Origin of the sequence: Isoptericola hypogeus (assembly GCF_039531145.1) — a bacterium.
GTDB classification, from domain to species: Bacteria; Actinomycetota; Actinomycetes; order Actinomycetales; family Cellulomonadaceae; genus Isoptericola; species Isoptericola hypogeus.
In genome coordinates, this window is sequence record NZ_BAAAPM010000005.1 from 348,261 (window position 1) to 368,991 (window position 20,731).

General features: G+C 72.2%; 16 protein-coding genes. 12 read left to right on the plus strand and 4 right to left on the minus strand.

Annotation, left to right across the window (positions count from 1 at the left end; genetic code table 11):
* Window positions 1-90 precede the first annotated feature (90 nt).
* From ABD254_RS14270 to ABD254_RS14295, 6 genes are all read left to right on the plus strand, one after another.
* Window positions 91-2,007, plus strand: coding sequence for a glycosyltransferase family protein (locus ABD254_RS14270; protein ID WP_344249084.1), 1,917 nt, complete (start codon window positions 91-93; stop codon window positions 2,005-2,007).
* A gap of 13 nt (window positions 2,008-2,020) precedes the next feature.
* Window positions 2,021-3,340 (plus strand): UDP-N-acetyl-D-mannosamine dehydrogenase, encoded by a 1,320-nt coding sequence (gene wecC, locus ABD254_RS14275; protein ID WP_344249085.1) that lies wholly within the window; start codon window positions 2,021-2,023, stop codon window positions 3,338-3,340.
* Window positions 3,341-3,381: 41 nt separating this feature from the next.
* The gene (locus ABD254_RS14280; RefSeq protein WP_344249086.1) at window positions 3,382-4,332 is read left to right on the plus strand and encodes a glycosyltransferase family 2 protein; all 951 of its coding nucleotides are present in this window, start codon (window positions 3,382-3,384) and stop codon (window positions 4,330-4,332) included.
* A complete protein-coding gene (locus tag ABD254_RS14285; RefSeq protein ID WP_344249087.1) occupies window positions 4,322-4,666 on the plus strand; it encodes a hypothetical protein in 345 nt (114 codons plus the stop codon). Before ABD254_RS14280 ends, ABD254_RS14285 begins: the two co-directional genes overlap by 11 nt.
* On the plus strand, window positions 4,663-6,813 hold the full coding sequence (locus ABD254_RS14290; protein WP_344249088.1) for a glycosyltransferase: 2,151 nt from the start codon (window positions 4,663-4,665) through the stop codon (window positions 6,811-6,813). Before ABD254_RS14285 ends, ABD254_RS14290 begins: the two co-directional genes overlap by 4 nt.
* A gap of 76 nt (window positions 6,814-6,889) precedes the next feature.
* Window positions 6,890-7,648: a sulfotransferase gene (locus ABD254_RS14295; protein ID WP_344249089.1), complete on the plus strand. Its 759-nt coding sequence runs from the start codon at window positions 6,890-6,892 to the stop codon at window positions 7,646-7,648.
* On the opposite strand, the gene ABD254_RS14300 is transcribed toward ABD254_RS14295, so the two are convergent.
* The 3 genes from ABD254_RS14300 to ABD254_RS14310 all read right to left on the minus strand — a co-directional run bounded on the left by ABD254_RS14300 (window position 7,629) and on the right by ABD254_RS14310 (window position 10,610).
* On the minus strand, window positions 7,629-8,519 hold the full coding sequence (locus ABD254_RS14300; protein WP_344249090.1) for a class I SAM-dependent methyltransferase: 891 nt from the start codon (window positions 8,517-8,519) through the stop codon (window positions 7,629-7,631). The two genes, ABD254_RS14295 and ABD254_RS14300, sit on opposite strands and share 20 nt — an antisense overlap.
* Window positions 8,520-8,596: 77 nt before the next feature.
* Window positions 8,597-9,628, minus strand: a complete 1,032-nt coding sequence (locus ABD254_RS14305; protein WP_344249091.1) for a hypothetical protein — start codon at window positions 9,626-9,628, stop codon at window positions 8,597-8,599.
* Window positions 9,629-9,683: 55 nt separating this feature from the next.
* A complete protein-coding gene (locus tag ABD254_RS14310; RefSeq protein WP_344249092.1) occupies window positions 9,684-10,610 on the minus strand; it encodes an NAD-dependent epimerase/dehydratase family protein in 927 nt (308 codons plus the stop codon).
* A gap of 127 nt (window positions 10,611-10,737) precedes the next feature.
* Between ABD254_RS14310 and ABD254_RS14315 the strand changes: the two genes are divergently transcribed.
* Genes ABD254_RS14315 through ABD254_RS14340 form a run of 6 tightly spaced genes read left to right on the plus strand, consistent with a single transcriptional unit; the run spans window position 10,738 to window position 18,651 of the window.
* Window positions 10,738-12,822, plus strand: a complete 2,085-nt coding sequence (locus ABD254_RS14315; protein ID WP_344249093.1) for a phosphoadenylyl-sulfate reductase — start codon at window positions 10,738-10,740, stop codon at window positions 12,820-12,822.
* A 26-nt stretch (window positions 12,823-12,848) separates the two neighbouring features.
* Window positions 12,849-15,068 (plus strand): glycosyltransferase, encoded by a 2,220-nt coding sequence (locus ABD254_RS14320; protein ID WP_344249094.1) that lies wholly within the window; start codon window positions 12,849-12,851, stop codon window positions 15,066-15,068.
* On the plus strand, window positions 15,065-15,793 hold the full coding sequence (locus ABD254_RS14325) for a glycosyltransferase family 2 protein (protein WP_344249095.1): 729 nt from the start codon (window positions 15,065-15,067) through the stop codon (window positions 15,791-15,793). Before ABD254_RS14320 ends, ABD254_RS14325 begins: the two co-directional genes overlap by 4 nt.
* A 20-nt stretch (window positions 15,794-15,813) precedes the next feature.
* On the plus strand, window positions 15,814-16,863 hold the full coding sequence (locus ABD254_RS14330; RefSeq protein WP_344249096.1) for an FAD-dependent oxidoreductase: 1,050 nt from the start codon (window positions 15,814-15,816) through the stop codon (window positions 16,861-16,863).
* Between the two features lie 55 nt (window positions 16,864-16,918).
* Window positions 16,919-17,629, plus strand: coding sequence for a Gfo/Idh/MocA family oxidoreductase (locus ABD254_RS14335; protein WP_344249097.1), 711 nt, complete (start codon window positions 16,919-16,921; stop codon window positions 17,627-17,629).
* Window positions 17,626-18,651 (plus strand): hypothetical protein, encoded by a 1,026-nt coding sequence (locus tag ABD254_RS14340; RefSeq protein WP_344249098.1) that lies wholly within the window; start codon window positions 17,626-17,628, stop codon window positions 18,649-18,651. Before ABD254_RS14335 ends, ABD254_RS14340 begins: the two co-directional genes overlap by 4 nt.
* On the opposite strand, the gene ABD254_RS14345 is transcribed toward ABD254_RS14340, so the two are convergent.
* On the minus strand, window positions 18,648-20,705 hold the full coding sequence (locus ABD254_RS14345; RefSeq protein WP_344249099.1) for an NACHT domain-containing protein: 2,058 nt from the start codon (window positions 20,703-20,705) through the stop codon (window positions 18,648-18,650). The genes ABD254_RS14340 and ABD254_RS14345 overlap by 4 nt on opposite strands.
* Window positions 20,706-20,731: the final 26 nt, after the last annotated feature.

The following is a 20,731-nucleotide window of genomic DNA, read 5'->3' on the forward strand; positions in this document are numbered from 1 at the left end:
CCGGCCGGAGCGGGTCAAGTCCGGGTCTGTTTGTCCGCTTGGTGATGATTCTCCAGGTGATCATGGCCGAATCGTGATCTAGTCGTCACTGTGTTCCGACGACCCAGGACCCACGAGCGTGGGCGGGCACCGGCGTGGTCGACCGCGACCGCCCGCAAGGCGCTGTGGCACCTGCGCCACGGCGGCGTCCCCCAGCTGCGGACGTTCCTGCGCCGCCGGCGCGTGCTGGGCGACCAGCCCCGCGGCGCGGGCCGGATGACGCGGCGCGGCCTCACCTTCGATCGCTGGGTCCTGCCGGAGCGCCCGCCGGCCCGCACGGTCCGCGTCGGTGTGATCCTCGACGACTTCTCCCGGCTGGCGTTCGGCTACGAGTGGGAGCAGGTGCTGCTCGAGCCGTCGTCGTGGCGCGAGCAGCTCGACGGGCTGGACCTGTTGTTCGTCGAGTCGGCGTGGCACGGGAACGGCGGGGCGTGGCGGTACCACCTCACGGGCCCGTCCGCCCCGCGCCCGGCGCTGGTCGAGCTGGTCGCGGCGTGCCGCGAGCGCGGCATCCCCACGGTCTTCTGGAACAAGGAGGACCCGGTCCACTTCGAGGACTTCGTCGCGACCGCGGCGCTGTTCGACCACGTCCGCACGACCGACGTCGGCCGGCTCGACGCGTACCGGACGTTGCTGGGTCACGACCGGGTCGGTGTGCTGCCGTTCGGCGCCCAGCCGGCGATCCACAACCCGGTGCGCACGCACGGCGGGGGTCCGGGGCGTGACGTCGCGTTCGCGGGGACGTGGTTCGCGCACCGGTACCCGGAGCGGCGCGAGCAGGCCCACATGCTGCTCGGGGGCGCCGTCGACGCCTCGCCGTGGATGGCGGCGGGGCTGGAGATCTTCTCCCGGTTCCGCGGGCAGGGCGACCGCTACGAGTTTCCGGAGCCGTACGCGGCGTACGTCGTCGGCTCGCTCGACTACGCGCAGATGCTCACCGCGTACCGCGACTACAAGGCGTTCCTCAACGTGAACTCGGTGGTCGACTCGCCGAGCATGTGCGCGCGGCGGATCTTCGAGATCACGGCGTGCGGCACGCCGGTCGTGACGGCGCCCAGCGCCGCGACCGGCGAGTTCTTCGGCGGCGACGAGGTGTTCGCCGTGGCCACGCGCGCCGAGGCGACGGACACCCTGCGGGCGTTGGTCCGCTCGCCGGCGCTGCGCGACCGCGCCGTGCACCTCGGGCAGCGGCGGATCTGGCGCGAGCACACGTACGGCGCGCGGGCGCAGCGGGTGCTGCACGACGTCGGTCTGGCGTCGTCGGCCGAGGTGCCGCGTCCCCGCGTCACCGCCCTGGTCTCGACCCGCCGCCCGCACCGGCTCGACGACGTGCTGCGCACGGTCGGCGGTCAGGAGGGTCTCGCGGTGCAGCTCGCGCTGCTCACCCATGGGTTCGACGTCGACGACGAGGCGGACCTTCGGGTGCGCGCCAAGGAGGCGGGCGTCGAGGAGCTCGTGCTGCTGCGCGCCGACGCGGACGTGCCGCTGGGCGGGTGCCTCAACCGGCTGGTGGACGCGGCGGACGGCGACGTCGTCGCGAAGCTCGACGACGACGACCTGTACGGGCCCCAGTACCTGTCGGACCAGCTGTACGCGCTCGACTACAGCGGTGCCGACGTCGTGGGCAAGCAGGCGCACTACATGTATCTCGAGGGCCACGACGTGACGCTGCTGCGGTTCGCCGACCGGGAGCACCGGTTCACGGACTTCGTGATGGGCCCGACGATCGTCGCGCGCCGGGACACGGCCGCGGCGGTGCGGTTCGCCGACACCTCGACGGGGGAGGACACCGCGTTCCTGCGCGGCGTCGTGGCCGCCGGGGCGCGGGTCTACTCCGCCGACCGCTTCAACTTCGTCCAGGTGCGCTCCGGCGGGGGCCGGCACACGTGGACGGTCACCGACGCCTCGCTGCTCGCGGGCGGCGAGGTCACCTGTTACGGGCGTGCCGACCGGCACGTCCTCCTCTGACCGGGGCGGGAGCATGGGGATCAACTCGGTGTGCGTCGTCGGGCTGGGCTACATCGGCCTGCCCACCGCGGCCGTGCTCGCGTCGAAGGACGTCAAGGTGGTCGGGGTGGACGTCAACCCGGCCACCGTCGAGGCGATCAACCACGGGGATGTGCCGTTCGTCGAGCCGGACCTGGCGACCTACGTCGCCGGGGCGGTGCAGCTCGGCATGCTGCGGGCCGCGCAGGTCCCAGAGCCGGCGGACGCGTTCATCGTCGCGGTGCCGACGCCGTTCTCGGACGGCCGCGGGCCCGACCTGTCGCACATCCGGGCCGCCGCCGAGGCGCTCGCCCGCGTGCTGCGCGGCGGGGAGCTGGTCATCCTGGAGTCGACGTCGCCGCCGGGTGCCACGCAGCGGATGGCGGACTGGATCCTCGCGGCGCGTCCGGACCTCAGCCTCGACGGCTCGGACGCCCGGCCCGTGATCCACGTGGCGCACTGCCCCGAACGGGTGCTGCCCGGGCGGGTGATGATCGAGCTCGTCACCAACGACCGGGTGGTGGCCGGGCTGACGCCCCAGGCGGCACAGATGGCGCGGGATCTCTACGCGGTGTTCTGCCAGGGCGAGATCCTCACGACCGACACCGTGACGGCCGAGATGGTCAAGCTGGCCGAGAACTCGTTCCGCGACCTCAACATCGCGTTCGCCAACGAGCTGTCGCTCATCGCCGACAAGGTCGGGATCGACGTGTGGGAGCTGATCCGCCTGGCCAACCGGCACCCCCGGGTGGACATCCTGCGGCCCGGCCCCGGCGTGGGCGGGCACTGCATCGCCGTCGACCCCTGGTTCCTCGTGGACGCCGCGCCCCAGCAGGCGCGCCTCATCCGCACCGCGCGCCAGGTCAACGACGCCAAGCCGCAGTGGGTCGTGGACAAGGTGCTGGCGGCGGTCGTGGGCATGGAGCGGCCGGTCGTGGCCGCGCTGGGGCTGTCGTTCAAGGCCGACGTCGACGACCTCCGCGAGTCCCCAGCCGTGGAGATCGTGCGTCGGCTGGCGTACGAGGCGCCGCACGCACGGATCCGGGTGGTGGAGCCGCACGTCTCCAGGCTGCCGGGGGACCTGAGGCGCCTCGCCAACGTCGCCCTGGTCGACCCGGACAGGGCGCTGGACGGCGCGGACGTCGGCGTCCTGCTGGTCGACCACGGCCGGTTCGAGCGGCTTCTCGACCGGCTGGGCTCGGTCCCGGCGGTCGTGGACACGCGCGGGGCGCTGGCTCGGCGGCAGGATGGGGGACGGCGCCCCGGCCGGCCGTCCCGGGCGGCACACGAACGACACCGGGGAGGCCCGCGTTGACGACGGCACGGCTCCGCCCGTTCACCGCAGAGGTGGGGAGCGTGGTCCTCAACTACGACACCCCCGACGACACCCTCGAAGCCGTCGCGTCGCTGATGCGCAGCTCGTGGCTCGACCAGCACGTGGTGGTGGTGGACAACAGCACCGACCCCGCGGAGCGCGAGCGCCTGAGTGCAGGCCTCCCCGGGTCGGTGTCGTACCTCCCGACGGGCGAGAACCTCGGGTACGCGGCGGGGAACAACCGGGGTATCGAGCTCCTGCTCGACGGCGGCGTGGAGTACGTGCTGGTCGTCAACCCGGACGCGCGCGTCGAGGGCGGCACCGTCGAGGGGCTGGTCCGGACGGCCCAGCGCGTGGGCGACGCCGGCTTCGTGGGCCCGCGGATCGTGCACGGCGGGTCCAGCCCGGCCACCGTCCAGTCGGATGGCGGTCGCGTCGACTGGTCCCTCGGCGGCGCGACCAGGCACGCCGCGGGAGGGGTGCGCCTCGAGGAGGCGCCGCACGGGATCGACCACGTCGACTACGTGACGGGCGCGTGCGCCCTGCTGCGGCGGCGGATGCTGGAGGACGTCGGTCTCATGCCGGAGGACTACTTCCTGTACTTCGAGGAGACCGAGCACGCGCTGGCTGCCGCGAAGCGGGGCTGGGCGTGCGTGGTCGACCGCGACGTTCGGGCGCACCACTACCGCCGGTCGACGGCGACGGTGCCGTCCCGGGCCTACGTGTACTACATGACGCGCAACCGCGCGGTGTTCGCGTCGCGGCACTGCGGCGAGGCGGACGCCGTCGACCGCGCGTACGCGCATCTCGACGAGACGTTCCTCGAGCCGTGGGCGCTCCTGGTCGAAGAGCGGGCACCCGCGCTGTCGCCCGCCTTCGCGCAGGTCGTGGCCGTCGCGAAGGAGCACGGGCGTCGTGGGGTCACAGGTCGGTTCGAGGGACTCGAGGAGTTCGGTGTCGACGATGTCGCGGGGTGGGACGATGGACGCTGAGGTGCGGGACGACGCGGCGAGCGGACGGATCCGCGACCTGGAGGCGGAGCTCGACGAGGCGCGGGACCGCATCGCGTCGCTGGAGCGACTGATCCGGCAGGAGCGCGCGCAGTACCTCGTCGAGCAGCGCCGCGCGGCCGACACGATGCGTGCCGCGGGCAGGGCGGACGAGGGCGTCCTGAAGGCGCTCGCGCGGGCCAAGGAGGAGATCAAGGAGCTGTCGCGGTACAGGCGGCAGGTCGAGCGCCTCGAGGGGTCGCCGCTCTACGGCCCGGCGCACCGCTTGTGGAGCCGGTTCCGGTCCGTCCGCGGCTACGACCAGAAGGTCGGGTGACGGCGGTCGTGCGCACCTCGCGGGCGAGAGCGGTGACGGCCGAGTACGAGGCGCTGGTCGCGGGCGTCGCGCCCGTCGCGGACCAGGGCCTGGAGTTCGACTTCCTCGTCTCCACCGTCGACTTCTCCCACGGCCGCGGCGACCTGTTCGTCGCCGCCGGCCTGGCACGGGCGCTGGTCGCGCGCGGGCACGGCGCCCGGCTGTCGGACCAGCCCGAGTGGTACCGCGCGCGGGACGTGGGCACCGTCGTGGTGGTCATGGTCGCGGGCGCGGACGTGCGCCGGATCCCGGCGGTCGCGACGCGCGTCGCCTGGATCCGCAACCGGACCTCCGACTGGCTCCGGTCGCCGGGCCTCGGCCTGTACGACGCGGTGATCTCGTCGTCCGAGCTGAGCCGGCGCGAGGTCCTGCGGACGTTCGACGGCCCGACGGGCGTGTGCCGCATCGGGTTCGACCCGGACCTGTTCTCCGACGAGGGGTGCGCCCGTGCCGTGGCGGCCGTGAGCACGGCGAACCACTGGGGCGGGCACCGGGTCGTCCACGAGGCGCTGCTGCACCTGTCGCAGCGGGACGTGCCGGTCGACTGGTACGGCGTCGACAGGTCGGGCCGGGAGGCGTTGAGCAGCGTCCACCGCGGCGAGCTCGCGTACGTCGACGTACCTGACGTGTACCGCGCGGCGCGGGTGACGGTCGACGACATGCAGGACAGCTCGCTCGACCACGGCCATCTCAACAGCCGCCTGTTCGAGGCGCTGGCCTGCGGGTCGCTGGTGGTCGTGAACTCGGGCCTCGGCCTGGCCGAGGCGGGGCTCGACGGCGTGCCGGTGTACCGCAGCGCCGCGGAGCTGGAGGAGATCGTGGAGCGCGCCGCCGCCGGCGAGTACGACACGCTCACCAAGGACCTGCACCAGCGGGTCGTGCGGGAGCACTCGTTCGCCGCGCGGGCCGAGCAGTTCGAGGCTCTGGCGCGGGACGCGATCGCCGCGCACCCGGAGCGGGCGAGCCGCACGGTGGTCAGCTTCTTCCCCGACTACTCGTCCACCAACCCGTACCAGACGCTCCTGTACGGGGGTCTCGGGGCGCACGACGCGTTGGCCGTGCCGGCCCACGACGTCCTCGACCACCCTGTGCCGGGCGACGCCCACGACGGCGGCTCGCTCGCCGGGCAGGTCCTGCACCTGCACTGGCTGAACGGGATCGTGCAGCCCGGGCGGAACCTCCCGGAGGCCTTCGACCGCCTCGAGGCGTTCAAGCGGGCGATGACGGAGCTGGTCGAGCGCGGCGCGCGGATCGTCTGGACGGTGCACAACGCGCTGGCGCACGAGCTGACCTACCGGTTCCTCGAGCTCGAGCTGAGCGAGTTCGTGGCCGAGATCGCGGACGTCGTGCACGTCATGTCGCCGGCGACGCTGACCGAGACCCGCGACCTGTACCGGATCCCGCCCGAGAAGGTGGTGCTGGTCGAGCACCCGTCGTTCGACGGCTGCTACCCGGAGCTGCTCGACCGTCCGGCGGCCCGGGAACGGCTGTCGATGAACGACGACGACGTCGCGGTGCTCTTCTTCGGGGGCATCCGGCCCTACAAGGGCGTGCCTCTGCTCCTGGACGCGTTCGAGATCGCCGCGGCCGCGGACGCCCGGCTGCGGCTCGACGTCGCGGGCGGGCTCGGCAACACGATGAACAAGGCGGTCGTCGAGCGGATGCTTGAGCTGCCGCGTGTCGTGCCGCACGTCGGCTTCGTCGAGAGTGCCGCGGTCCACCAGTTCCTGCGGGCGGCCGACCTGATGGTGCTGCCGTACGAGACCATCCTCAACTCGGGGAGCCTCATGCTCGCGACGACGTTCGGGGTGCCGGTCGTCGCGCCCCGGCTGGGGCAGCTCCGGGAGCTGGACGGCGCCCGGTTCGTCGAGTTCTTCGAGGCGGGCTCGGCCGAGAGCCTCGCCGAGGCGCTGCAGCGGGCGGTCGTCACCTTGCGGACGCCCGAGGCGCGACGGGCGGCGCGCCGGTACGCCGACGACCGCCGACCGGATCGGCTGGCGGCGGACTTCGCCGACGCGGTGCTCGGACGACTGGCGGAACCCCGCGCGGTGTCACGGGGCGGTGCGGAGCCCAGCACGAGCCCAGCACCGGCGCGACCAGGCCGCTAGTGTGACCGAGGGTCGACGTCGTAGGGGCCGTGGCGGTACGAGGACGGACGGGGCGAGGATGCCGAACAAGAGGAACGTGACGTCTCCGGTCTCGCTCGTCGGGTGGGGCAGGTCCGGCACGACCTTCGTGACGAACGTCTTCCGCCGTCATCCCGACTTTCGTGCGCTGGGCGAGACCGCCGACGTCGTCTTCTCGACCTACGGGCAGATCGAGAGGTCCCTCGCCTACACGGGGCCGATCAGGGGCGGGCGCAGCGTCGACACGGCGGCTCGGGACGCCGTCCACGCGGTGCTGGTCGAGCTCTACGGTTCCGGGAAGCCGCGGTGGTTCCAGAAGCCGATCATGGTGCCGGGGATCGCCGACACGTTTCCCTCGATCGACGCGTTCGGCACGTGGTACTGGGCGACGTTCCGCAGCCTCTTCCCGGACGGGCGCGTGCTCACCGTCGTTCGCGACCCCGCCGAGACCGTGCGGTCCAGCATGATCCGCTGGGGCGGCTCGGTCGAGCGGAACTTCGCGCGCCTCGACGAGATGCTCCAGCTTCTGCTGCACCGGGACAGCCTGCTGGAGCGGGTGTTCACCTTCGAGTCCCTGCAGGAGACCCCGGAGGCGTTCATCCGAGGCGTCCTCGAGTTCGCCGACGCGCGGTTCGACCCGGCGTGCCTCGAGACCATCAAGGGCAGGTTCGCGGTCAACCCGGTCTCGGACATCAGCGCGCCGACGTACGTTCCCGGCGGCGTCGCCGAGCGCTACGACGAGCTGCGCGCTCGCGCGATGCCCCTCCCCGAGCCGCCCTCCTCGCTGGCGAGCCCGGTCACGTCTTCTGGAGGATGACGACGTCCTGCTTCTTCGGGAGGCGGTGGTGCTCCTCGCGGATCTCCATGATCCGCCCCCAGACCCGACGGACGTAGTCCTGGTGGTAGAAGACCTTGCTCGAGTAGGACCGGTCCGCGTACCAGCGGAAGACCATGCGCTCCTCAGGGAGCTCCGCGCGGCTCTCGTGCGCGACGTACGGCGCGAAGTCGGGCTGGTGCTTGAGGCGCTTGTACAGGCCCCAGTTGTCGTTCATCTCCGCCCAGGTGCGCTCGGAGTGCAGCGTGATCCAGGCGATGCCGCCCGGCTTCAGGACGCGTCGCAGCTCCATGAGCCACGCGGTCTCGAACGCCTCGATGTGGGTGAACACGGAGTACGCCGACACGGCGTCGAGGCTGTTGTCCGGCAGGGGCAGGCTCGGGATCGAGTGGTTCTGGAAGGCGACGGCCTTCGCCGGCAGGTAGCGGTTGATCCAGTCGACGTGCCGGCGGTTGAGGTCGCAGCCGTAGACCTCGCTCAGGTCCCCGTCCAGCGCGAGGTGCCGCAGCACCCGTCCGCTGGCGCACCCGAGGTCGAGGTAGCCGCGCAGGTCCACGCCGAGCCGCTCGCACGCCTCGCGGAGCAGCCGGGCGTCGCGGTAGCCGCTCGCCCAGTAGCTGAAGTGCCAGCCCCCGTAGTAGCCCTCGCGATCCTCCGTGCGGGGCAGCGGGTACGTGTCACGCTCCAGGGCCGCCTCGAGGCCGGGACCCTCGGAGCTCCAGTCGGTGTGGGTGTCGCCGTCCCGGTAGTGCCCGGCCGGCTCCAGCACCTCGAACTGCGCGAGCCCGCGCGAGTGCAGGGAGACCATGTCCTCCCAGATCGGCTGTGCGCTGGTGGTTGCTCTCTCAGCCATGCTCGGGAGTCTGCCACGGGGTCACGGTGGCGGCGAGGGATCCGTGGGCCTTCGGCTGCGCGCGCCCCCTGTCCGTCCTACCTGCCTCCCAGGAGCTCGAGCGCGGTCGGCTCGAGCCGGTGGTAGAGGGCGTCGAGGCTTTCGTCGACCTCCGGCGAGAGCTGCCAGCTGGCGAGCGCGCACCGCGTCTCGGACCGCTGCTCGGTCACGCTTGCGGCGTCGGCGCCGGTGGACTTGACCGGGTTGACGACGAGATCGCCGTAGGCCGCGTCGACGCGGCTGGCCTCCGCCTGGATGAACGGGTCGGAGTCAGCGAGCCGGATCGTCATCGCGACCTCGCCGAAGGCGGCCGCGAAGGCCTGGAACTGCGCCGAGGCCTCGAAGGCCCCCGACGACTCCGTGTACGCCATCCGCAGGTGCCGACCGGGAGTCCTCCCCTTGTGTGCCGAGTGAAACCTGCGGTTGAGCTGCCTGACGAGCTCGACGCGCTCCGCGCTGTAGGACGGGTTGACCCGGGCGCCGTCGCCGGCGAACACCGGGGACGTCGTGCCCAGCACGACCCGGCCGAACGTCTCGAACAGGTCCTCGGAGTTCTCGTACGAGATCAGCCTGAGGTCGTCCCGGCCGAACACTGCGGCCAGCTTCGCCAGCTGCGTGCTCGGGATGACCTGCTCGTAGCTTCCCTCGAGCCAGCCGTGGATGCGGGCGAGGTACTCGAGGTACGTCTGCGGGTTCCCGTGTTTGACGGTCTCCTGCCAGTGCGACGGCAACGTCTTCGTCAGCGACCGCAGGGTGAAGACGACGGTGATGTCGTGGCCGGCCAGCGTCGCCCTGAGGTGCCGGAGCTGCTCCTCGCTGAGCAGCACGAAGTTCTCGCTCGACAGCACGAGCGTGGGCTGGTCGGTCAGCGCCTCCATCTCCTCGGCCGTGACCGGCGGGCCCCATCCGCGCAGGCGCCGCGCGAGGGCTCCGTGCCCGTACACCGGCGACTTCAGGTCGGGGTACGACACCCCGTGCTCGGCGAGCACCGCGGCGTTCTCCCGCAGCTGCTTCTGGATGTACGTCGACCCGGTCTTGTGCGGCCCGACGTGGATGAAGACGTTCGCCATGCTGCTAGACCATAGTGCTGCAGCCGGCCTCGTGGTCGAGCCCGGCGCGCGAGCGCTATCCGGTCGCCGTCCGCGGTCCGAGCGCGCCGACCGTCCGGCGGACGCCTTCGGCGAAGCCCACGGTCGGCGTCCAGCGGAGCGCCCTCTCGGCGAGGCGGACGTCGAGCGCGATCCGGTCGACGTCGGTCGCGCGGGCCGGGAGCTTCTCGATCTCGAAGCTCGACCCGGTGGCCTCCTCCAGGCAGGAGATCACGTCGAGGACGGTCCGGTGCCGGCCCGAGCCGACGTTGACGGTGAGCTCCTCGTGCCCGGGCAGGGCCGCGGCGCGCACGATCGCGTCGACGACGTCGTCGATGTACACGTAGTCGCGCGCCGCGGACCCGTCGCCGTAGACGGTGACGGGCAGCCCCTGGGCCTGCCGGTCGAGCAGCGCGGGGATGAGGCCCTGGCCGGCCTTCACGACCTGCCCTGGCCCGTAGGGGTTGGCCACGCGCAGGATGACGTGCTCGAGGTCGTCGAGGTGCGAGTGCAGCCGGATGAAGTGCTCCATCATCAGCTTGGTCACGCCGTGCGACGAGATGGGGCGCGTGGGGTGCGTCTCGGGGATCACCCGGTCGCCCGGCACCGGGCCGTAGACGGCGCCCCCGGACGAGAGGAACACGAAGCGCCGCACGCCGACGTCGACGCACTCGCGCAGGAACGCGACGTGCGGGATGACGTTGTCCTGGATGTCCTGCGTGCTCTGCGCGATGCCCTGGGCCGGGGTCGAGGTGCCCATGAGCTGGACGACGGTGTCGACACCCTCGAGGGCATAGCGCATCGCGGAGCGGTCGCGCAGGTCGCCGGCGACGGTGCGGACGCCGAGGGAGTCCAGGCCCGGGTCGAACCTTCGCGCGACGGCGGTGACCGCCTGCCCGTCGCGGGCGAGCCGACGGACGAGGTGCTGGCCGATGAAGCCGTTCGCGCCGAACACACCGATCATGGCGAGGTTCCTCCCCAGGGGCGGACCGCCGCCCTGGAGCGGCGAAATTGTGTGTCCTGGGTCACTATAGGTCGGTGCGGTTGTCCGGGCTCTCGCTCAGCGGGTCAGACGACGGAGGGATCTTCGCTTGCAGTACGAGGCCGCGCTCGAGCGGACGCTGGAGCGCCTCCGAGTCATCGAGCACGGCTTCCGGCCGGCGGTCCTCGCCAACGCCTTCGGACCGGAGTCCATGGTCCTGACCGACCTGATCGTGCAGCACGACCTCGACATCCAGGTGATCAGCCTGGACACGGGTCGGCTGCCGGAGGAGACCTACCGCACCGCGCAGAACGTCCGGGAGCGGTACGGACCGGTCGTCACGATGGTGTACCCGGATCAGCTCGAGGTTCAGGACTGGGTCACCAAGAACGGCCCGAACGCGTTCTACGAGAGCGTCGAGCTGCGCCAGGAGTGCTGCGCGATCCGCAAGGTCCACCCGCTCGCACGCGTCCTGGAGGGCAAGCGCGCGTGGCTCACCGGCCTGCGCCGCGGTCAGTCGGCGAGCCGCACCGGCCTTCCCGTGTCCTCGTGGGACGAGGGCTACGGCATCCACAAGTTCAACCCGATGGTCGACTGGACGGCCGACGAGGTGTGGGCGTACATCAAGGACCACGCCGTGCCGTACAACGCCCTCCACGACCAGGGCTACCCGAGCGTGGGATGTGCGCCGTGCACCCGCGCCGTCTCGGCGGGCGAGGACGTCCGCGCGGGGCGGTGGTGGTGGGAGCAGGACGCCCCCAAGGAGTGCGGGATCCATCTCAACCCCGGCACGGGCCGGATGGAGCGGTCGGAACCGCGAACGCCGGCCGAGGACGTCTTCTCCGCCGCCGACACCCGGCGGCCCCCCGTCGCCACCCTCGAGAGGTTCGACCGCCACCGTCACGACGAGCAGACGCACGAGCCCAGGCGTACGCCTGGTGCGCAGGGGAGGAAACCGATGAAGGTCCTGGTACTCGGCGGCGACGGCTTCTGTGGCTGGCCCACCGCGCTGCACCTCTCCGCGATCGGCCACGAGGTCGCCATCGTGGACAACCTGTCCCGCCGGAACATCGACGTCGAGCTCGAGGTCGAGTCCCTGACGCCGATCCGACCGCTCGGGGAGCGGCTGCGCGCCTGGGAGGAGGTGTCCGGCAGGCGGATCGACTTCCACAACTTCGACGTGGCGGTCAACTACCACCGGCTGCTGACCCTGCTGAGCGACTGGCAGCCCGACGCGGTGGTGCACTTCGCGGAGCAGCGGGCCGCGCCCTACTCGATGAAGAGCAGCCAGCACAAGCGGTACACCGTCACCAACAACATCAACGCGACGCACAACCTCCTGGCCGCCATCGTCGAGAGCGGCCTGGACATCCACGTCGCGCACCTCGGGACGATGGGCGTGTACGGCTACGGGACGGCCGGCATGCAGATCCCGGAGGGGTACCTGAACGTCAAGGTCGAGGTCGCCGGCGGCGAGCTCGTCGACAACGAGATCCTCTACCCGGCCAACCCGGGCAGCATCTACCACATGACGAAGACTCAGGACCAGCTCCTGTTCGTCTTCTACAACAAGAACGACAAGGTCCGCGTCACCGACCTCCACCAGGGCATCGTCTGGGGAACCCAGACGGCGGAGACCAAGCTCGACGAGCGGCTGATCAACCGCTTCGACTACGACGGCGACTACGGCACCGTCCTCAACCGCTTCCTCATGCAGGCGTCCGTCGGCCACCCGCTCACGGTGCACGGCACCGGCGGGCAGACGCGCGCGTTCATCCACATCCAGGACACCGTGCGATGTATCCAGCTCGCGCTCGAGAACGCGCCGCAGCCGGGCGACCGCGTCGCGATCTTCAACCAGATGACGGAGACCCACCGCGTGCGGGACCTGGCCAAGCTGATCTCCGAGCGGACCGGCGTCGCCGTCGAGAACGTGCCGAACCCGCGGCTCGAGGCCGACGAGAACGAGCTGCACGTCGCGAACGACCGCTTCCTGCACCTCGGCCTCGACCCGATCACCCTCAACGCGGGCCTCATGGAGGAGGTCCAGGACATCGCCGCCAAGTACGCGCACCGCGCCGACCGGACGAAGATCCCGTCGACGTCGCGGTGGCGGTCGAAGGCCGCGGACGAGCTGCTGGCTCGCGCGGGCGACGAGCCGGTGTCACAGACGGTCGTCGTGATCGCGGACTGAGCGGACGAGACGGGAGCACTGTGCCGATGGAGCAGCACGCCGGGATCGAGGAGATGTTTCCCGAGGAGGTGTTCGACAGGGCCTTCTATCTCGCGGACAACCCCGACGTGAAGGCCGCCGGGGTCGACCCGTGGGTCCACTTCACGACGTACGGGCACCGGGAGGGGCGGATCTGGTCGGCAGCGGCACGACCGGTCGCGCCGGCTCTGCGGGCCTGGGCGGCGCGGCTGCCCGGCGACGCGCGCACGCCCGTCCTGGACCTCCTGCGTCTGGTGCCCGCCGAGCACCGTTCGTCGCTGCTGAGCGACGCGGGGGCCTGGCAGACGCTCCACCAGATGGTGCATCCCACGATCTACCGGATGCAGGAGCTGGTCGCCGCCGGTGCGCTCGAGCCCGGCGACCCTGACCCGGAGGCCGACCCGGGGTCGGAGACGATCGATGCCGGGGCCGCGGTCCTGGCCGCCGGGCGCGACGAGTCGGTCGACGACGTCCTGGCCGACTTCCTCGTCGACGGCGTCCACCGCGGCCTGCGGCCCTCGGCGCTCTTCCACCCGGAGTGGTACACCGAAGCCGCGTTGCGTGAGCTCGGTTCCGGCCCGGACGGCCACCCCCTCTTCCACTGGCTCGCGGTCGGGTACCCGGCGCGCGTCTCCCCGACGCCGCTCTTCGACGAGGACTTCTACCGGCGCACCCACGGCGACATGGCGAACGTCAAGGGCTGGGCCTTCGACCACTTCGTGAACCACGGATGCTACGAGACGTTCCGCGTCCCGAGCACGGTGCTCAACCAACGACTCGGCCACGGGCGACACTCCCGGCCGCACCGGATCCCGATCGTCGCCGACATGATCCTCGCCGAGGAGCGGCTCGAGGACATCGCCCGCACGTCGGCGCTCGAGGAGCGCGCGATGCTCGCCCAGCGGCTGCGGTCCAGGCTCGACGACCCGGTGATGCGGGAGCTGGTGGAGCGGGCGTACGAGATCGAGCCGATGATCCGCCGGCCGTACACGGCGCGTCGTGTCTCGCTCGCGCCCGTCCTGAGCCACGCGAGCGACCTCTTCGAACGGGCGGAAGCGCTCAGGCGGTCGCTGCCGGTGTCGCGGGTCGACAACGTCGTCGTCGTGCCGCACGTCCGCATGGCCGGCTCCGCGCGGGTGGCGGGCGCCTTCGTCCGCACCCTGCACGATCTCGACACCACCGGGCGGACCCTCGTCCTGACGACCGACCTCAACGAGTTCCAACGCCCGGACTGGTTCCCCGAGGACGTCCTCCTGGTCGACATCGCCGAGGTGGCCCGCGAGCTTCCCGAGGAGGCGCGGGTGCGGCTGCTGCTCGACGTCGTCCGGGGACTGCAGCCCCGGCGCGTCATGAACATCAACAGCGGCCTCGGATGGGTCCTCTACACGACCTTCGGGCGGCAGCTGTCCGCGATCATGGACCTGCACGCCTACCTCTTCACGTGGGAGCTCGACAAGCACGGCAACAAGGGCGGGTACCCGGTCCGGGCCATCCAGGAGTGCCTCTCCTCCCTCACGTCGGTGATCGTGGACAGCAAGCCGCTCCACGACGAGCTGACCTGGAGGTACGGGCACTCGTCCAGGCTGGCCGACGTGTTCCGCCTCGTGTACACCCCGGCCGAGTACCTCGAGCACATCGATCACTCCCAGGTGCTCGCGTCGCGCCGCCAGGAGGGGCGCGTCCTGCGGGCGTTCTGGGCGGGGCGGTTCGACCGGCAGAAGCGGTTCGACGTCGTCGTCGACGTCGCGACGATGCTGCCGGACCTGGAGATCTGGGTGTGGGGCCGCAGGGTCCTCGGCGGCAGCGACATCGACTTCGCCGACCTCCCCCCGAACATCAAGCTGCAGGGGACGTACCAGCAGTTCGACGACCTCCCGGTCGAGTCCTGCGACTTCTTCCTCTACACCGCGGAGTGGGACGGGGTCCCGACCATCCTCATCGATGCTGCCGCGCGCGGCGTCACCACGGTCGCGAGCGCGGTGGGTGGGGTGGCGGACCTGGTCACCGAGGAGACGGGATACCCCGTCACCGACGCTCTCGATCCCGCCGCGTACGTCGCCGCGATCGAGGAGATGGTCGCGTCGCCGGTGGAGGCGGCCCGGCGATCCGGCCTCCTGCGCAAGCACGCCCGCTCGCTCTGCTCACGCGAGACGTTCGCGCGCGCGATGTCCGTCGCGCTGCGCCTCGAGGGCGAGCCGACGGCACTGACCCAGGAGACTCCCCGATGACCGACGTGACCGTGATCCTGGCCGCGCACCACGAGGGCGCGCTGGCGGGCCCGACGATCCGCAGCATGCTCGACGCCGTCGCGCGCGCCCAGGAGGACGGGATCGCCGTCGAGGTGGCGGTGGTGCTCGACGACCCCAGCGCCGCGACGCTGGAGGTCTTCTCGGACGCCGAGGAGCGCGGCTGGGTCGTGCACCAGGTCGACTTCAAGGACCACGGCCTGGCGCGGAACTACGCGGTGGAACGTGCCGCGGGGAGCTGTGTCGCCCATCTGGACGCGGACGACCTCTGGAGCCGGAACTGGCTGTCGGCAGCGTTCGGCCTGTGCCGGTCGGAGGGCGACGTGATCGTCCATCCCGAGGTGGACTGGTTCTTCGGCGAGAGCGCGAACCTGTTCTTCCACGTCGACCAGGTCGACCCCTCCTTCGACCCGAACTTCATGCGGTTCAGCAACTACTGGGACTCGCTCTGCCTGGCGCCCCGGAAGGTGTTCCTCGACCACCCGCTGGCTCCCCGCGACATCGCCGGCGGGTTCGCCTACGACGACTGGTACTGGAACATCGAGACGGTGCAGGCCGGCCTGGTCCACCGCGTCGCCCCGGACACGATCCACTTCAAGCGCCGCCAGAAGATGTCCCAGAACATCGTGGCCGTCACGAACAAGTCGCTGACCCGATGGGCGCCGCTGCTGACCTACGACTACGCGCAGGACGCCGACCTCGTGTGACCCGGACGGAGAGACATCGCATGGAGGGTTCCTCGCGAGCGCGTGTCGCCGTGGTCGGCGCGGGGATCTACGGGTCGACCACCGCGCTCCGGCTGGCGGAACGGGGGCACCGCGTCGACCTGTTCGACCCCCGCGGGATCCTGCGCGCGACCTCCGCGACGAACCAGTACCGCGTGCATGCCGGCTACCACTACCCGCGCAGCCCCGAGACGATCGAGGAGATCCTCGACGCCCGGGCCGAGTTCAGCGAGGCCTTCGACGAGGCGATCGTCCGCTCGTCGACGAACTACTACGCGATCCCGCACGAGGGGTCGCTCACGAGCCCCGACGAGTTCGAGCGCGTGATGGACAAGTACGACCTCCCCCTCACCCGCCGCCGCCCGAACTGGATGGACTTCGACTTCATCGACCGCTGCTACGAGGTGGCCGAGGAGGTCTACGACCCCGACGTCCTGCGGGAGGTGGTCGCGGACCGCCTCGCGCGTTCCGGGGTGAGCGTGCGCCGCGAGTCCTACGTGTCCCCGATGCGCGACGACTACGACTTCGTCGTCTTCGCGACCTACGGGCTGGGCGAGAGCAGGACCGTGTTCGCGATCGCCCGGTACCAGGTCGCCGAGAAGGTGCTGATCGAGCTTCCCCCGCACCTGCGGGGGATCGCGCTAGTCGTGGTGGACGGTCCGTTCACGGCCTTCGACCCGTTCGGCACCTCCGGCCGCTCGCTCTTCGGGTCGGCGCTGCACACCAACCACTGGACGTCGACCGACCCGTGGGAGGTCGTGCCGCCCGCGCTCCAGGAGCTCGTCGAGGCGGACGAGTTCGCCGAGACCCCGCTGACCAGGTTCGCGGAGATGCGGAGCGCGGCCGCTCGGGCCGTCCCGGAGGCGGCCCGGGCCAGGTACCTGGGTTCGCGGTTCGCCCTTAGGGTCGTGGAGGACAGCCCGGCAGACGACCGGCGCGTCCTGCACGTGCGCGAAGGAAACCCGCGGGAGCTCCACATCTTCTCGGGCAAGGTCGTCTCGGCCGTCAAGGCGGCGCGGACGGTCGCGGACCTGATCGATGCCCGGGGCTGACGGCGCCCGGATCGCCGTGCTCGGCCGGGGCCGGTGGGGGACCAAGGTTCGGTCCATGCTGGAGCGCGCCGCGTTCGACGTCGTGCCGCTCGGCGCGGTGCGGCAGCGGGACGGCGAGAGCGACCCGGAGTACGTCGCGCGGATGTCCGCCGCGCTGGGCGAGGCGCGGTGCACGCACGCGTGGCTGTGCGTGCCCCCGGGCCGCCACGTGCCGCTCCAGGTCGAGGCCGCGGCGCGCCGCGGCATCCACGTCATCGGCGAGAAGCCGTGGCCCTACGACCCCGCGGACCTCGGCGCCGTCGCGGCCGGTCACCACGGCGTCGCCCCGCGGGTGCTCGTCTGCTTCGAGTACGTCCTGCTCAGCGGGGTGCAGGCGTGGCGCGAGTCCCAGGGCGGTGGCGCGGGGCTGACCTTCCACGGCGTCTTCTCGGTCGCGGCCCCTGACCGGCTGGGCATCCCGGCCCTCTGGAACATGGGCAGCCACCTGGCGGCGATCCGCGAGTGGGCGGTGCCGGAGTCGTCGGTCGGCAGCCTCCGTGCGCGGTACGACGCCGAGCCCGAGCGGCGGGTGTGGCTCGAGGACGCCTCGGGGACACGCGTGTCCGAGGTCGACTTCCTCTCCAGCGCCGAACCGATCCTCGAGCGGTTCGCCGCCGGCGCCACGGAGGGTCGTGGCCCGGTCACCGAGCTGGACCCGGGCTTCGCCGCCCGGGTGTCCCGGGTCGTCGCGGCCCTCGAGCCGTGGCCCGGAGGTGCGGACCGATGAAGTACCTCATCAGCCCCGGGTTCGCCAAGAGCGGGACGACGCTGCTGCACGCGTGCCTCGGACGCACGTCCACGTTCGCCGTCCCCCGCAGGAAGGAGCTCAAGCACTTCCTCGGGCCGCGGGCCGACCTGGGCGGGTGGGTCGCGGAGTTCGGCGACGTCCCGGAGCAGACCGAGGTGCTCTTCGAGGCGAGCCCGCAGTACCTGACGGCGTCCAGCCCGGAGGTGATGGCCGGGGTGGTGGCCCGCATCGTCGAGCGGGTGCCGGACGCGAGGTTCGTCCTCAACCTCCGCCATCCGACCGAGCGTGCGTACTCGCACTACGTGCACAACGTCGCGTCGCACTTCGCGCGCTTCGGCGCCGGGCGGTTCCGGCCGGGGGACGGGCGGGAGGCCGTCGAGCGGCCCTATACCCGGACGTTCGAGGAGGCGCTGGAGACAGAACCGCACCTCACCGCAGACCTGCACGCCCGGCTCGTCGCGCTCACCGAGACCGTCGGGCCCGAGCGCGTGAAGCTCTTCTTCCTGGAGCGGGACGGGCGCGACTTCGGCACCTTCTACCGCGACCTCTGCGGCTGGCTGGGAGTCCGCGACGACGGCGCGTTCCGTCCCGGCGACGCCCCGCGGGTGCACGAGTCCGCGGGCGCGCCCGTCATCCTCTACGGGGGAGAGCACGGAGAGCCGGTGGACGGGATCGAGGTCCCTCGAAGGACGCTCGTCATCGTCAACGGGCGCCGACCCACCACGGTCGTGCGCGACGTCTCCGATGCCGAGGCCCGTCGTGTGGTGGCGGCGTCCGGCGCCTGGTCGTTCTCGATGCCGGCCGACCGGATGCGGGGCATCTACGAGCGCCACCACAAGGCCCGGACCGAGGCCCTGCTCGACTACGTCTCGCGCAGGTTCCCCGCCGAGACCGGCGTCCCGGACTACGGGAGCTGGGCCTTCACGGACAAGGTGATCGACCCGGTCGAGCCGAGCGCGCCGGTGGTCCGGGCGGACCTGCGACGGAGCGCCGGGACCTAGGTGACCGTGTACCTGACGGCGGTGGTGCCCGCCAGGGGCAGCTGGAGCAGGTGGATGCGCCGGCGTCCGTCGCGGAAGTAGGTCACGTCGACGGGGACGGTCCGGGCCTCGCCGGCGCTGCTCCACCGGACCTCGAAGGTGGTGGCCCCGCGGACCACGGTGAGACCGGTCGACGTGCTGGACGAGGCCTCGCCGTGGACGACGGCGGTCCCGTCGGCCCAGCTCACCCGGTCCGTGTCGGTCAGGAGGAGCGGCACCTGCTCGACGGAGCCGTCCGGGGCCGTCACGGACCGCCGGAGCTCGGTGTCCGTGAGGCGCACGTCGACGCGGAACCTGCCGTCGGGGTCCGCCCACGACAGGTGCGCCGGCGCGGGTCCCGGGTCGAGCTCCGGGGTGGGCGTGGCGGCGAGGTCCTGAGCGCCGCCCGCACCGTTCGGCACGACGGACGCGCGCAGCCCGGACGTCGCCTCGGAGTCCTCCCGGCCCGGCCCGACGGCGCCCCAGGCGCAGTCGACGTCGTCGCCGGCCGACGCGTGGACGAAGGTGCCGGCGCCCGGTGTCCAGAGCGTCCCGAGGCCCGCGCGCACCCGGGTGCTCGCCCGCGGGCCGAAGCAGGCCTGCAGGTAGTACCGCGGGCGGCGCACGAACAGGTAGACCTGGTCGCGCCCGGACGTGCGGACCTCGACGAACCGGGCCCGGGCGACCGGGGGGAGCCGGTCGACGGCGGCCTGGCGCTCCGCGCGCGCGGGGAGCACCTGGGGGAGCGCCAGGTTCGCGATGACGCGCGGGTTGGGGACGTCGGGCTCCAGGGGCTCCGTCGCCCCCGCCCACCGGCGTCGCTCGTCCGCGCGGTCCTCCAGCGCGGTGAGGAAGGCCGCCAGACCCGGGGACCCGGCGACGAGCGACGACGCCGGAGCCGTGGCGTCCTCGTCGTCGGCGATCGCGTCGAGGTACCGGGTCTGCGTCCGGGTGGACGCCGCGACGAAGGTGACGAAGCCGGACCCGTCCGGCTCCGGGAGCAGGGCGAGCCCCCACCAGCCGGCGAGGCCGTCGACGACGGCGGCGAACGGTGCCGCGCCGAGCGCGCGGTGCAGCTCGGCGATGCGGGGGAGGGCGACGGCGAGGTTGTACCCGATGTCCATCCCCCCGGCCTCGTAGAGGAACCCGGCCGGGCTCTGCACCCGTCCCGCGGCATCGCGGACCCGCGCCGCGAGGAGGGACGCCACCGCGGGGTCGCGGTGCTGGTCGAACGCCAGGGCGCTGCCCGCGAGGCCCACGATCAGCTGGTTCGTGTACTCCAGCGGGACGTCGGACCAGTCGGGGTTGAGGGCCGGGGTCAGGAACCATCGCGAGCCGCGTGCCAGAGCCTCGCGGATCCGTCGCTGCTGCCGGGGCAACGCCCCGGCGCGCCCGAGGTGCGCGAGGGTGCGGCTGAGGTAGCCGAGGGCGAACGCCGTCGCGGCGGTGCTGTGGTCGTCGGGCGCCAGCTCGGGCCAGGAGCCGTCGTCGTGCTGCAGGCCGAGATAGTGGTCCAGCAGGGCGTCCGTCGCCTCGAGGAGCGCGGGGTCCCCGGCGTACGGGTGCCACGGCCGGTCGTTCGCGTAGAACCAGGCCAGGCTGAGCACCTGCTCGCAGACGCGCGCGTTGAAGCCGGAGACGTCGTCGCGCCACCAGCTCGTCCCGAACAGCCCCCGGCGGCCTGCCTCGAGACCGACACCGTTCGCGAGCCGGGCGATCGTCAGCCCGTAGGCGGCGAGCGGCTGCTCGCGCCCGGCGACCGTGCTCCGGTCGATCCCCGCGGGGGTGGCCAGGCCGTCCGCGGAGGCGGACGGCCGCACGGTCGGGGCGCCGCCGTCGTCGGACGTCGCGCCGCGGACGATCGCGTAGCCGACCGCTCCGGCCGACGCCGCCCCCGCGACCAGGACCGCGCGCCGGGACAGACGGCCGCCGGGGAACCCCCGTCGTGGTGCCTGCGACCCGGCGGGCGGTGCACCGGGCGGTGCCGGCGCACCGGGCGGTCGGTCGTCCGGGTCGCGGGTGGGGTGGTCGGCCATCGAGGCGGGCTCCCGGTCTGTCGTCG

Bases quoted from the DNA above. Each gene is read 5' to 3' on its own strand.
- ABD254_RS14345 (WP_344249099.1), bottom strand. From the start codon at position 20,705: ATGGCCGACCACCCCACCCGCGACCCGGACGACCGACCGCCCGGTGCG.
- ABD254_RS14335 (WP_344249097.1), top strand. From the start codon at position 16,919: ATGCTGGAGCGCGCCGCGTTCGACGTCGTGCCGCTCGGCGCGGTGCGG.
- ABD254_RS14300 (WP_344249090.1), bottom strand. From the start codon at position 8,519: ATGGCTGAGAGAGCAACCACCAGCGCACAGCCGATCTGGGAGGACATG.
- ABD254_RS14340 (WP_344249098.1), top strand. From the start codon at position 17,626: ATGAAGTACCTCATCAGCCCCGGGTTCGCCAAGAGCGGGACGACGCTG.
- ABD254_RS14305 (WP_344249091.1), bottom strand. From the start codon at position 9,628: ATGGCGAACGTCTTCATCCACGTCGGGCCGCACAAGACCGGGTCGACG.
- ABD254_RS14330 (WP_344249096.1), top strand. From the start codon at position 15,814: ATGGAGGGTTCCTCGCGAGCGCGTGTCGCCGTGGTCGGCGCGGGGATC.
- ABD254_RS14320 (WP_344249094.1), top strand. From the start codon at position 12,849: ATGGAGCAGCACGCCGGGATCGAGGAGATGTTTCCCGAGGAGGTGTTC.
- ABD254_RS14325 (WP_344249095.1), top strand. From the start codon at position 15,065: ATGACCGACGTGACCGTGATCCTGGCCGCGCACCACGAGGGCGCGCTG.
- ABD254_RS14310 (WP_344249092.1), bottom strand. From the start codon at position 10,610: ATGATCGGTGTGTTCGGCGCGAACGGCTTCATCGGCCAGCACCTCGTC.
- wecC (WP_344249085.1), top strand. From the start codon at position 2,021: ATGGGGATCAACTCGGTGTGCGTCGTCGGGCTGGGCTACATCGGCCTG.
- ABD254_RS14285 (WP_344249087.1), top strand. From the start codon at position 4,322: ATGGACGCTGAGGTGCGGGACGACGCGGCGAGCGGACGGATCCGCGAC.